We start from the raw sequence: 12,172 nt of genomic DNA, 5'->3' as shown, positions 1-12,172 counted from the left end.
CTGCTCCTCGGCGGCGGTGGCGATCTGGCTGCTGAGATCGTGGATCTGCACCACTGAGTCGGCCATGCTGTCGAGCCCCCCAGTCACCTGCCCAGTGGTATCTGCCGCGGCCTGACAGCTGCGTTTGGTCTGCTCCATGGCGACGACGGCATCGGCCACCCCCTGAGTGAGGCGCGACAGCATGCTGCCCACCTCGGCGGTGCTCTTCTGGGTACGAGCCGCCAGGGCACGCACTTCGTCAGCCACCACAGCGAAACCGCGGCCCTGCTCACCGGCCCGCGCCGCTTCGATGGCGGCATTGAGCGCCAGCAAGTTGGTCTGGGCGGCGATGCCACCTATCACCCCGAGCACGCTGCCAATCTGCTTGGCATCTTCCTGCATCTCCAGCACCTTGGCGGCGGCGAGATCCACGTCGTCGATCAGGGCTACTACGCTGGCGGAGGCCGATCCCACTACCTTGCGTGAATTGGCTGCCTGGCCGTTGGCGGCTTCGGTGAAGCTGGCCGAGTCGCTAGCGTGTTGTGCCACGCTGTCGGCGGTGGAGCTGAGCTCGGTGAGGGCGGTGACCACCTGATCCGTTTCGGCGGCATGTTCACCCAGGATCCGTCTTGCCTGACCCGTCTGCTGATCGAGCTGTGCCAGTTCGCGGGTGATGAGGTCGGTGGCGTCAGTCACCTGCACCATCATCTGCTGCAAATAGGCGATGAAGCGGTTCACCGACAGGGCGATATGATCCAGCTCGTCATTCCCCTTCACCTGGATGCGGGCGGTCAGGTCGGCATCGCCGGTGGAGAGGGCGTCGATATTCTGTTTGAGTGTCTGCAAGCGGCTGCCGAGCTGAGTGATGGCCAGCAGCATCAGCACGAACAGTAGTCCGACCAGGGGCAGCTGAATTGCGGCCAGCGTGGTGAGCACGTCCTGGCTGTCCTGGGTCAGGGTGCTGGTTGGCAGGGCGGTGGCCAGCAACCAGGGGGTCCCCTCTATGGCCTGCAGCAGCAATGTCTGTTCCTGCCCCTGATCCTGGAAAGTGGTGCGCAACAGCCCTGTACCCCGGCTCTGGCCGATCAGGCTGGCGATGGCACCAGCGAAGGGGTAATCGGCGTGAGCCGAGAGGTTGCCCAGCACAACATCCCCGTTCAGACGGGCATTCTTGCTCAGGATCTTGCCGTCAGCCTCGATGATCATCACCTGGCCCCCGATCTCCTGCTCTTTCCTGGCCACCAGATCGTTGAAGAAACCCAGGGTCACATCTATGGTCGATACCCCGAACAGGGCGCCGTTGCGATAGATCCCCATGGCGCAGTTGGTTCTCGGCTGCTGGCTGGCACCGTCCTTGTAGGCCGCCGCCCAGACGCACATGCCCTGGGGAGCCTGTTGCCCCGCCTTGTGCCAGGGCTGTTCGAAGTAGTTGGGGGCCTCGGCCGAGTTCCAGTAGGTGTTGGGGATCAGCTTGTTGGCCGCATCCCTGTGAAAGAAGGTGCTGAACTTGGCGCGGCCCGCTTCCCGTTGATCCGGCAGCGGCCAGATGCCGCCGCCAAACACCATGGCATTGCCATATTGATCGATCAGCGCAGGCAGCAGGGCATCAATTTGCTCGCTTGGCAGCTGGGCGACCAGCTGGGTGATGCTGCGGGACTGGCTCTGTACGCCGTTGAGCTCATCGAGGATGTCGGTGGCGATCTCGCTGACCAGCAGCGTCACATTCTGTTCACCGGCCTTTTGCAGCGCCGGCTTGATCCAGATCTGGATGCCGATGACCGTCAGGGCGCACACCAGCACCATGAATCCCACGAAGACGGCTGTATATCGTCCCTTGATTGTTCCCAGACTCCACCCCATAACGACTCCTGTCTGTTGTTGGCACTGTCTTGCGTGACCTTGTTGTTTGAGTCGCTATTATTAGCCATTTCGAACATAAAACGTTTGTTATCGCTCACAGAACCCGGAGCAGAAGATAAGGGAAATGACGGCTCGACGGGGTGATCCCCCTGCCATGAGCCAGTGCGCGGGAAAGTGGAAAAAAGAAAGGGTGGCCGAGGCCACCCTTGTGCTGATTGCGATGCGCTTACTGGTGCGCTTCGGCAAACTGCTTCATCGCGTCGGCGTGCTTGGTCATGCCGTCGGCGCGCAGGTTCAGGTTCTTCACGAATTCGGCTTTCTTGGCCGGGTCTTCGATCCTGTCATAACGTTGTTGCAGGTTGGCCTGGATCTGCTCCGGAGTCATGTTTTGCATGCGGGCCATTTTGTCGTGGCGGCCACCGTGGTGCTTGCCACCTTTCATGCCGCTGCCATCCATGGGGCAATTGGTCATGGCGCCGGCCTGGGTAGTGGCAACGGCTTCGCTGGCGGCATAGGCGCCGAGCGGCAGGCCAAGGATCAGGGTGGCGGTCAGCAGAGTTTTGGTCAGAGTCTTCATGGTATATCTCCTTGCGGATTGAGTTCGGATTCGGCTTGCTCGCCTTGACCTCAAGTAAACACCAGACCGGTGTCTGAACTTTGCCAGTTGAAGCCTATTTTGTAGCAGAGTGTGACATCGGGATCTTGTATTTCACCTTGCTGAAGACGGCAGCGAAAACAGGGGGAAACCCATAGAAGAGTGGCTGCCTCCCGGTTAAATTTATCTGCTCATCGGGCCAGGGGAATAAGTGATAGTGGCGGGCACGAAATATATTCAGTGCCGGTATGAGCCAATAAAAATACCCCACCGGATACAGTCTCTGGCGGGGTATTTCTATGTCACCGGTCAGGCAACCTCATTATCGTGAGAAAACCACAGGATGAATAGGTTGGTTCAGCGCTGGCGGCCGCTGCCAACGCTGTAAGGTATGCGATAGCTGTCGCTCTCACCATCCAGGCTGAGGGTGAGATTGCCCTGGGCTCTCATCGGCAGACGGACCTGCTGCATCCCTTTCAGCTCGGCGGGCACCTGCTTGAGCAGATCGCCGGAGGCGTTGCGGATCATCAGGGTCGGGTTGGCGCTGCTGCTGCTGGCGTTATCGTGCCAGTTGACGAACAGCAGGCCGGGGGCTGCGCTGACGTCGGCCGGAATGGCCGCTTGTGCCATGCCGATGTGGGCCAGTCCGGCCAGTGCAAACAGGGTCAGGGTCTTTTTAATCATCATTGTCTCCTTGGTGTGGCTCGCCGAAGGATGCCGGCGTTGTGTGTCATGGTGTCAGGCGCCGCCCGAACCGGGCGCAGTCTGCATCATGGGGAAGGGAAGGGTGTCTCGTCGGGCGCAGGGAGGCTGGCCGCCGTGATGCCATCGCCATCCGAAGGGGGCTCCCGGTTCAGGCGGTCTGTCTTTGCAGGTTGGTGTGCTGTGGCCGCCGCTCTGGCAAGGGCCTCACTGGCGGCATAAGCCAGCATGAAGGGCGTGGTGAGGGCGAGCATGGCCTGTCTCCCGCAATGAGCGAATATGGACGAGTTGGTGTGCCCCCAGTAAACCTTCGCCTTGTGTCTCAACTTTGCCGAGTGACCGCTTTTTTGTAGCAGAGTGTGGCATCTTGCTGATCTGGCACACTTTGACACAAACCGCCCGACAGATTTTCGTATACTCGTGCCAGCTCTAACAGGAGAGGCTCTCATGAACCAAAGCAGCACCCACATTCTGGTCGTCGACGATCACAGCGAGATCCGCGATCTGCTGAAACGCTTCCTGGAGCAGCATGGCCTGCGGGTCAGCTGTGCCCGGGATGGCAAGGAGATGAAGCGGTTGCTGGAAGAGCGGGAGTTCGATCTGCTGGTGCTGGACCTGATGATGCCGGGGGAGGATGGCCTGACCCTGTGCCGGGAGCTGAGGGCGAAATCCTGCATGCCCATCATAATGCTCACCGCCATGGGGGAGGAGACGGACCGCATCATAGGACTGGAGATGGGAGCCGATGACTATCTCGCCAAACCGTTCAACCCGCGGGAGTTGCTGGCTCGCATCAAGGCGGTGATGCGTCGCACCAACGTCGAGCCGCAGCCCGCCCCCGAGACCCTGACCCGGGATCTGCGCTTCGATCGCTGGCTGCTCGACATCAACCGGCGGGAGCTGGTGGATGAAGAGGGCGTGGGGCTGAGCCTCTCTACCGCCGAATTCGACCTGTTGCGGGTGTTTCTGGAACGTCCCCAGCGGGTGCTGAGTCGGGATCAACTGCTGGATCTGGCCCGTGGCCGGGAGGCTGTCGCCTTCGATCGGGCCATCGATACCCTGGTGAGCCGGCTGCGCCGAAAACTGGAGCGGGATCCCAAGAACCCCGAACTTATCAAGACCATCTGGGGGGGCGGTTACCTGTTCGCCGCCGATGTGACCCAGGTGTGACCTCGTGGCCATGATCAAGCGATTGTGTTCCCGCCTCTGGCCCAAGGGGCTCACCGGCCAGATCATACTGGTGGCGCTGGCCGGGTTGGTGTTGATCCAGCTGCTCAGCATCCAGATCTACCGCTCGGATCGGGAGGAGGCGCTCGGCTACATCAACAGCCGCAATGCCATGCAGCGCATCGTCTCTGTGGCGCGTCTGCTGGCCCTGTCCCCCCCCTCGCTCTACGACGAAATTCTCAAGGCGAGCCGCAGCGATACCCTGCTGCTGCGCCTCTCTGACGAGCCGCTGCAACCGGAGAATCGCAGCCCCCGCTTCGAGCAGCAGGTGCGTTCACGGCTGGGCTATCCGCCGTCACTGATGGTGGAGATCAGTGCCGAGCTGAAGCAGGATGCCCAGCGTAGCCGCGCCTGGAAACATCACTCCCGCATGCTCAAGGATCGCAAGGGGATGCCGCCACCGCAGGACATGCGGCTGTATGGCTCCATCCAGTTGCCGCGCGGGGGCTGGCTGCAGTTCAGCTCTCTGGTGGACAAGGAGTCGTCGAGCTGGTCCTGGCAGACCACCTTCAACCTGATGCTGGTAGCTAGCATGGTGATAGGCCTGATGATCTGGCTGTTTCGCCGGGCGACCCGGCCGCTCAAACAGCTGGCTGCCAACGCCGACCGGCTGGGGCGTGGCGAGGATATAGAGCCGCTCCACGAAGAGGGGCCGACCGAGATCCGTGAATCCATCCAGGCGTTCAACCGCATGCATACCCGGCTCGACCGCTTCGTGCAGGACAGAACCCGGATGCTGGCGGCCATCTCCCATGACTTGCGCACCCCCATCACCAGTTTGCGGCTAAGAACCGAGTTTCTGGCCGAGGGAGAGGACAAGGAACGCATTCAGCAGACCCTGCAACAGATGGAGCAGATGCTGGCGGCCACCTTGAGCTTTGCCCGGGAAGAGGGGCAGCAGGAGGCGACTAGGGAGCTGGATCTGGTCAGTCTGCTGGAGAGTCTGTGTGACGATTATGCCGATACCGGTCAGCCGGTGACTTGTCTCGTGGAGGGAAAGCAGGTTTATGCCTGCCGCGCCAATACTTTGCGGCGGGTGCTGCAAAACCTCATCGGCAATGCCATCAAGTACGCCGGCAGTGCCGAGGTATCGCTGGAGCGCACCGAGAGTGAGCTGTTGATCCGGGTCTGCGATCAGGGGCCTGGCATAGATCCTGAACGGCTGGAAGATGTGTTCAAGCCGTTCGTGCGGCTCGATGAGGCGCGCAATATCGAATCCGGTAGCGTTGGGCTGGGGCTATCCATCGCTCGCACTCTGGTACATCAGCATGGGGGCGAACTCACCCTGCACAACCGGGAGCAGGGTGGGCTGGAAGCCAGGATTAGCCTGCCCCTGTAGCTGTTATCGAGGCTGTATGAGGAGGGCGCCCAGGTGGCGCCCTCCTTGGTTTATTTTGCTGCTATCAGACTGAAATAACGCCAATTTCATACTGGGTCATGCTTGCTCTTCTATGATGAAGCTAGTGATAATAAATGGCCGCATAGATGTCCAATAACAAGGTGGGTTCAGGAATGGCGGTCTCTTCTGGGGCAGGTTGGCGGGTCAGCTGGGGCGCAGGTTTGCTGCTCCTTGCACTCTTGCTGCCCGTCTGGGCTACCCCCGCGGTCAAACCCCTGATAGTGGCCAACTCCAAGGCCTGGCAGCCCTTCTCCTACATCAATGACAAGGGGCAGCCGGATGGCCTGTTGATCGACTACTGGCGGGAGTTCGAGCGGGTCACTGGGCGGCCGGTCCAGTTCAAGCTGGTGGACTGGCAGACCTCGCTGGAGCTGGTGCGCACCGGCAAGGCCGATGTCCATGGTGGCCTGCTCTGGTCACAGGAGCGCAATCCGCTCTATGACTATGGTCGGGCGCTCTCCCGGCTGGATGCCCAGCTGTTTTTTTCCAATTCTCTGCGCGGCACAGATGTGAATTACTACCTGTTGCACGAGAGTGTGGGGGTGGTAGTGGGCGGTTATGAGGAGTATTACGCCCGCAAGCACTTTCCCAACACGCGCCTGCAAGCCTTTGACGATAACGATGCCATGCTGAGTGCCGCTTTGAGCGGAAAGCTGGATGCCTTCATCGCCGATCTGCAGATGGCCAATTTTTATATCTACACCTCGAAAGATCCCACCCGCTTCATTCCCGTACGCCATCTCTACAGCGATGAGGTGCGTTTTGCCGTCGCCAAGGGCAATCAGGCCCTGTTGCAGGAGCTGGAGCAGGGATTTTCTCGCATGGGCGAGGCGGACAGGGAGCGTATTACCCGCAAATGGATGCATATAGAGACCGTCTATCCAATCCACTTCTGGTTCTGGCTATCGGCGGCGGCAGGGGCTGTATTGCTGGTTTACATAGTGCAGCTGAGGCGCGCTGTGGCGAGCAGTACCGCCGAGCTGGTCCGGGCCAATGCCCGGCTGGAGAGCCTCGCCAACACAGACTCCATGACGGGGATCCTGAACCGGCGCGCCTTCTTGCCGCTCTTGGCCGAGCGGCTGGCAAGCGGTCAGGCTTCGGCCCTGCTGCTGTTCGACATCGACCGTTTCAAGGGCATCAATGATCACTTTGGCCATGGCGTCGGGGATGAGGTGATCGCCGCCCTGGCCGAGCGGGTGGAGGCCGTCTTGCCAAGCGATGCGCTGTTTGCCCGGATCGGGGGAGAGGAGTTTTGTATCAGCTTGCCGATGGCAGATATGGCGGCGTTGCAAGGCTGGGCAAGCCGGATCGGACGGGAGGTGAGTGCTCAGAAGTTGCAGACCAGTGCCGGTGAGCTGGGGCTTTCCATCAGCACGGGGGCCGTCTGGGTTCCATCAGGGGTCAGGGCAGAGAGCACTGGCTTGCTGCAGCAGGCAGACAAGCTGATGTACGGTTCAAAATCCCGTGGTCGCAATACTTGGCAGGCAGCCTGTTATGAAGAAGAGGACGCGGAAAAAGGGGAGAAATAGGCCGCCGCCCGGGATGGGCGGCGGCGATTCATCAGAAGTTGTAGGTCATCCCCAGTGTATAGCGGCGCCCGTCCAGCACAGTACCGAAGCTGGTGTAATCCACCGTCTTGTCGAACAGGTTGTAGATACCGGCGGTCACGTCCAGGTTCTTGTTGGCCTTGTAGACCAGACCTGTGTCAAAGAAGGTGTAGGAAGGCGTGCCCTCTGCCATCTTGACCCGGCTCAGGTAGTCAGAAGTCTTGCTGCGGAAGTTGACCCGTGACCAGAGGCTGACCTCTTCTGTGGTCTGCCAGTCGACCGTGGTGTTGAACATGTGGCGCGGCATCTGGTTCAGAGGCTTGCCTTCCATCGAGCCGCTCTTCTGCTCGGACTGGGTGAAGGTGTAGCTGGAGGCGAGCGACCAGTCTTCGTTGATGGCCCAGTTGGCCGTGCCTTCCACCCCGCGCATATTCGCCTTGTCGACGTTGATGCGGTCGCTGATGAAGTCATAGGTATGACCGTTCAGGGTGCAGGAGGGATCGCTCTTGCTGGTGCAACGGCGGATCTCGGAGATCTTGTCCTCGAAGTCTGTGTTGAACAGAGTCAGCCCTGTGCTCAACCCCTCCTGACCATCCCACAGCAGTGCGATTTCCTGGCTCACGCTGGTTTCAGGTTTGAGTGCCGGGCTGCCCACCAGCATCCCATCCTGGGTGCCCCCACCCGTGGCCTGGCCCCAGTTGGCGGCCGACATGCGCAGATCCGGTGAACGATAGCCGGTGGAGACGCCCCCTTTCAGCGTCCATGACTCGGCAGGATGCCAGACCCCGTACAGACGCGGGCTCCAGTGAGTGCCGTAATTCTGATCCCTGTCCATGCGTACACCGCCGGTCAGGGCGAAGCTGTCGGTCAGTGCCCACTCGTCCTCCACGAACATGGCCCAGCTCCAGCGGGTCAGCTGGTTGGCGCGGTTGACCACGTTGAGCTGGTTGCCTTGATCCTGCAGATCCTCGTAGCGGTACTGGCCACCCACGCTCAGGTAGTGATCCCCAAGCTCAAACTGGGTGTGGGTGTCGGCTATGGTGTTGATGAGCTTCATCTGGCGGCCGGGATTGGTGTTCTCTTCCCGCTGCAGATAGCTGGTGGAGGAGCCAAAGTCGTAGCGGCCGTCGTGGGTGATGGCGTAGTTGGTGCGCTCGTAAGTGCTCAGGCTGGGCTTGGACTTGGCCGGGATGGACTCACCCGGTGTGCGATCACGATCCTGCAGACCGCGGCTTGCCTCGAAGTCGAAGCGATTGTGCTCGTCAGGGGTCAGGCTGAACACGGCAGTGCCGCTGCGCATCTCCTGTTCGGCGAAGCCATTCTGGAACTGATCCTCACCGCGATGGGAAAGCTGGCCGTTCAGACGCACCCCCAGCAACCCGTCTACCAGAGCGCCGGCCGTGTAGGCGTTGGTCTGGAAGATGTTGCCTGAGTCTTTGTTCTCCTGGAAGGTGGAGTCAGCATGCAGCGAACCCTGCCATGCTGTCATGCTGTCATGCTGTCATGCTGGCGGTCTTGCGGGTGATGACGTTGATGACGCCGCCCATGGCATCGGATCCGTAACGGGAGGACATGGGGCCACGCACTACCTCGATACGCTCTATGGCTTGCAGCGGTGGCAACCAGCCCTGCTCTATCCCCGGGCCATCGCTGTTGGGACGAGTGCCACGGCTGTCGACGCGCTTTCCATCCACCAACATCAGCGTGTATTTGGAGCCCATGCCACGAATGCTGATGTCACTGCTGCTGCCACCCCCGGTGATCACCACGCCCGGCACATCTTTCAGTGCATCGGTCACGTCGCGGTAGGCGCGTTTTTCCAATTGCTCACGGGTCACGACCGAGATGGAGGCGGCGGTATCTTCGATCTTCTGCTGGAAGCCGGAAGCCGTCACGACCATGACTTCCTGTTTGGCAGCATAGGCATGGGAGGCGAGGGCGGCGAGAATGAGCGTGGTCAGCTTGTTGCGGTGCATTTTTATCATGTTGGCCTGAACTCTTTTAATGAGAAAGTGACATTCATCCTTTGGGTGAACTCGATGGGGTGACTTCACTGCATCCCGCGTGAAATCAGGACCGGGAAGGTTCAATTGAATAATCTTCCCGTTTGTCGGCTGGCATTGTAATGATCAGTGAAAGATGTGTAAACGATAATTAATCTCATTAAGTTTATTGAGCTGTCATAGGGGCGGCTGGAGGGGCAGACAGGGTGGGGAGTACTTGGATGACATAAAGCAGCAAGATGAACAGAGTCGAGGGAGAGGTGAGGTGAAAGGGCTGAGAGAGGGGGAAAGCGGGTAAACACTGAATTTCAGACAACAAAAAACCCGCCTAGGCGGGTTTTTTTAATTCTTGCAGAAGGTCTTCTCAGCAGGCGTTAGCTAGCGTGAAGGCTTCCTTGCTTGAATTACAGACCAACTACGTTGGCAGCAGCCGGGCCTTTCTGGCCTTGCTCGATGGTGAACTCAACGCGCTGACCTTCGTCCAGAGTTTTGAAGCTGGTGGACTGGATTGCAGAGAAGTGTACGAACACGTCTTTGCTGCCGTCAGCCGGGGAGATGAAACCAAAACCTTTCTCGGCGTTGAAGAATTTAACGGTACCAGTCATTTTGTTAGACATAATAATTTCCTAAAATAGTGTTTTAAGTGCCAAAAGTTGGCAATCTATGATTTTTCGTCAGCAATACGTATGGGGAGCACTAAAGAAGGAGAATTATTTAATAAGAACTATCGTAGATAACTCTTATACTAATCACTGCTTTACTAAAATGACTGCCTAACATAAACAGGTCTGAACTACCGAACCATCGAGAGAGATTAAAACATGGTCTCTTCGTTAAAGCAAACTTTATCTCAATATTAATTTCTGGTTATCGACGTGCTACCAACTTCATATTGTCACATGAGCCACGGCGTTCACTGGCGAGATTGAGCGCTGGCCCTTGCTATGATTGGTGCCGAGCTTTTTTGTGACTGCTTTCTGACTGGCGTAGAGGCGTTCCTGATCAAGATCGGTATAGAAGTGCTCTTCCTTGGTTGCTGCAGGGCCTTAATGGCAAAACAGACCAAAGGGAAACACAGTAGTCTCCGCGCAGCCATCATATGAGATCCCATTTTTCCAGCTGATGTGGCAGGTATTTATCCCCGGCACCCTACTGTCAATACAGGCCCATCAAGCGGGCTGACGGAGATGAGATGCCTGACACAAGAGGAACTCTCCCTCCACTATCTGTTCCGGACTCAATGCCCACTGCTCCCGGGCCAGTTCACCGCTGTATCCCCGCCAGCGATCCCGTCCCTCCTGCTTGGCCCTGTACAGCGCCATGTCCGCCAGCTTGAAGCTGAGATTCCAGAACGAATCTTTCAGCTCGGGGTGCAGGGGGTAACTGCAATACCCTAGTGATGCCGTCATCCGGAGGGGCACCTCTTCCCGACCGAACCGATATTCGGCAATCTTGCGGCGCAAGCGCTCAATCCGATCTGCCACCCGCTCCGCTTCCTCACAGGTCAACAACAGCAGGAACTCCTCCCCGCCCAGCCGGATCAGCGGCTCCTCCTCGCCGAGAGCATTGCGCATCAATGCGGCCAGCTGGCACAACACCAGATCTCCCATGTCGTGGCCAAAGCGATCATTGACCTGCTTGAAGTAGTCCAGGTCCAGGATCACCAGCACCCTGGCAGCGGTGACGTTATCCCGGGTCAGCAACCACTCGTCGAGGTAGCGCCGATTGGAGGCATGTGTGAGCGGATCCGTATAGGCAGCGACCTCCATCCTGGAAGAGTGCGCCTGCAAGGCACTGTGGTGCAGGCTGATCTTGGCCGCAATCTCCCTGAACTTGCGGCTGAGCAGGGCCATCTCCTGGCTGCTGTCGATAAGCGGCAGCAGGCTCACATCCTGCTTGTCGCCAAATTTCTGCAACGCCTTCACCATCTCGCTGACCGGCCCCAACACTATGGCTCTCAAGCGGGCCAGGGCCATCAGAACGCAGGCGATGCTGATCAACAACATGCCAAAGAAGGTCCAGATAGCCCCCTCCATCGCCCCCTGCAACACATCACGATCGTCTTCCACTATCAGGGTCAACACGGGGTCGCCATTGCTGTCGAGCAGCAGCCCCTCTCCCCTGATCCGCTGCAGTCCCAGATCAACCAGTCGATAGCTCATCTGTGGCTTGAGTGGCTTGAAGGAGAGGAAGTTATCGGAAGGCTTTGGCTGGGAGAGGGTCAAAGAGAGGGCTGTGCGCTCAGCCAGATCATGCAGATAGCGAGCATCCAGCCAGCGAGTCACCAGCAGATAGCCATTAGGTGTGGCGTTTCCCAGGGTGTTGGTCACCGGCTGGAGCGAGTAAATGAGGGGTCCCCACTGGGATCCCCTCACACCGCTCAGGCTGCGAATCCCCTCCTGACGGGATTCACGCAGCAACTGCAGCTTGAGGTCATCCAGGAAGAAGGGAAGCAGGGTCGTGTCCGTGCCTGGCGTCTCGGGCAGCAGGGTGCGGGTCCAGATCTCGGCCCCCTGCAAATCCATATAGCTCAATACGTTGAGTTCAAAATCCCGCATCGGGGTATCGACCAGCAAATTGGAACGAATATAGGCCTGATTGGGGTGGGCCAGAAAGCGATAGCTCTCATCCCAGATGCCCCAATCCCGGGTGAAGGCATTGATGGCACTGATATCACCCTGCACCGCCTTGATCACCCGCTGCAGGTGCTCCTTCATTCGCCGCTCTTCGACCCGCTGCGCCGCCGGCACCTGAGCCAGGGCAATCACGATGAGCAGCATCAGGATGGCTCCGGCCCAGACGGGAAACATGGAGTAGGCCAGCAAATGATCGATGGAGCGAGAAGGTTGAGCCATGAACG

General features: G+C 59.0%; 9 protein-coding genes and 1 pseudogene. 3 read left to right on the top strand and 7 right to left on the bottom strand.

The features are described 5' to 3' along the window. The 4 genes from AXW79_RS11025 to AXW79_RS11010 form a co-directional block, all read right to left on the bottom strand. Positions 1-1,839: methyl-accepting chemotaxis protein (locus AXW79_RS11025; RefSeq protein ID WP_063968074.1), on the bottom strand; the 1,839-nt coding region annotated here is incomplete at its 3' end. A gap of 226 nt (positions 1,840-2,065) precedes the next feature. Further along, positions 2,066-2,416, bottom strand: a complete 351-nt coding sequence (locus tag AXW79_RS11020; protein ID WP_005316566.1) for a hypothetical protein — start codon at positions 2,414-2,416, stop codon at positions 2,066-2,068. A 375-nt stretch (positions 2,417-2,791) separates the two neighbouring features. Further along, positions 2,792-3,118, bottom strand: a complete 327-nt coding sequence (locus tag AXW79_RS11015) for a hypothetical protein (RefSeq protein WP_005316562.1) — start codon at positions 3,116-3,118, stop codon at positions 2,792-2,794. A gap of 86 nt (positions 3,119-3,204) precedes the next feature. Then, positions 3,205-3,390, bottom strand: a complete 186-nt coding sequence (locus AXW79_RS11010) for a hypothetical protein (RefSeq protein WP_005316559.1) — start codon at positions 3,388-3,390, stop codon at positions 3,205-3,207. A 193-nt stretch (positions 3,391-3,583) separates the two neighbouring features. On the opposite strand from AXW79_RS11010, the gene AXW79_RS11005 reads away from it, so the two are divergent. The 3 genes from AXW79_RS11005 (at position 3,584) to AXW79_RS10995 (ending at position 7,291) form a co-directional block, all read left to right on the top strand. Beyond that, the gene (locus tag AXW79_RS11005; protein ID WP_005316557.1) at positions 3,584-4,306 is read left to right on the top strand and encodes a response regulator; all 723 of its coding nucleotides are present in this window, start codon (positions 3,584-3,586) and stop codon (positions 4,304-4,306) included. A 10-nt stretch (positions 4,307-4,316) separates the two neighbouring features. Continuing rightward, complete coding sequence (locus AXW79_RS11000) at positions 4,317-5,702, top strand: ATP-binding protein (protein WP_011899191.1); 1,386 nt, start codon at positions 4,317-4,319, stop codon at positions 5,700-5,702. A gap of 173 nt (positions 5,703-5,875) precedes the next feature. Further along, the gene (locus tag AXW79_RS10995) at positions 5,876-7,291 is read left to right on the top strand and encodes a transporter substrate-binding domain-containing diguanylate cyclase (RefSeq protein ID WP_005316549.1); all 1,416 of its coding nucleotides are present in this window, start codon (positions 5,876-5,878) and stop codon (positions 7,289-7,291) included. Positions 7,292-7,322: 31 nt separating this feature from the next. On the opposite strand, the pseudogene AXW79_RS10990 reads toward AXW79_RS10995, so the two are convergent. From AXW79_RS10990 to AXW79_RS10980, 3 genes and pseudogenes are all read right to left on the bottom strand, one after another. Beyond that, positions 7,323-9,285, bottom strand: a pseudogene (locus AXW79_RS10990) (ligand-gated channel protein). 431 nt (positions 9,286-9,716) lie between these two features. Continuing rightward, positions 9,717-9,929, bottom strand: coding sequence for a transcription antiterminator/RNA stability regulator CspE (gene cspE / locus AXW79_RS10985; protein WP_005316548.1), 213 nt, complete (start codon positions 9,927-9,929; stop codon positions 9,717-9,719). A 552-nt stretch (positions 9,930-10,481) separates the two neighbouring features. Next, positions 10,482-12,167: a sensor domain-containing diguanylate cyclase gene (locus AXW79_RS10980; RefSeq protein ID WP_005316541.1), complete on the bottom strand. Its 1,686-nt coding sequence runs from the start codon at positions 12,165-12,167 to the stop codon at positions 10,482-10,484. Positions 12,168-12,172: the final 5 nt, after the last annotated feature.

It is taken from the genome of Aeromonas salmonicida subsp. salmonicida (assembly GCF_001643305.1).
Classification (GTDB): Bacteria; Pseudomonadota; Gammaproteobacteria; order Enterobacterales; family Aeromonadaceae; genus Aeromonas; species Aeromonas salmonicida.
Note: the sequence above shows the minus strand (reverse complement) of the source record. Positions and strands in the feature narration are given on the sequence as shown.

Coding starts and splice junctions, on each gene's coding strand:
- AXW79_RS10995 (WP_005316549.1), top strand. CDS start 5,876: ATGGCGGTCTCTTCTGGGGCAGGTTGGCGGGTCAGCTGGGGCGCAGGT.
- AXW79_RS11010 (WP_005316559.1), bottom strand. CDS start 3,390: ATGCTCGCCCTCACCACGCCCTTCATGCTGGCTTATGCCGCCAGTGAG.
- cspE (WP_005316548.1), bottom strand. CDS start 9,929: ATGTCTAACAAAATGACTGGTACCGTTAAATTCTTCAACGCCGAGAAA.
- AXW79_RS11005 (WP_005316557.1), top strand. CDS start 3,584: ATGAACCAAAGCAGCACCCACATTCTGGTCGTCGACGATCACAGCGAG.
- AXW79_RS11000 (WP_011899191.1), top strand. CDS start 4,317: ATGATCAAGCGATTGTGTTCCCGCCTCTGGCCCAAGGGGCTCACCGGC.
- AXW79_RS10980 (WP_005316541.1), bottom strand. CDS start 12,167: ATGGCTCAACCTTCTCGCTCCATCGATCATTTGCTGGCCTACTCCATG.
- AXW79_RS11020 (WP_005316566.1), bottom strand. CDS start 2,416: ATGAAGACTCTGACCAAAACTCTGCTGACCGCCACCCTGATCCTTGGC.
- AXW79_RS11015 (WP_005316562.1), bottom strand. CDS start 3,118: ATGATTAAAAAGACCCTGACCCTGTTTGCACTGGCCGGACTGGCCCAC.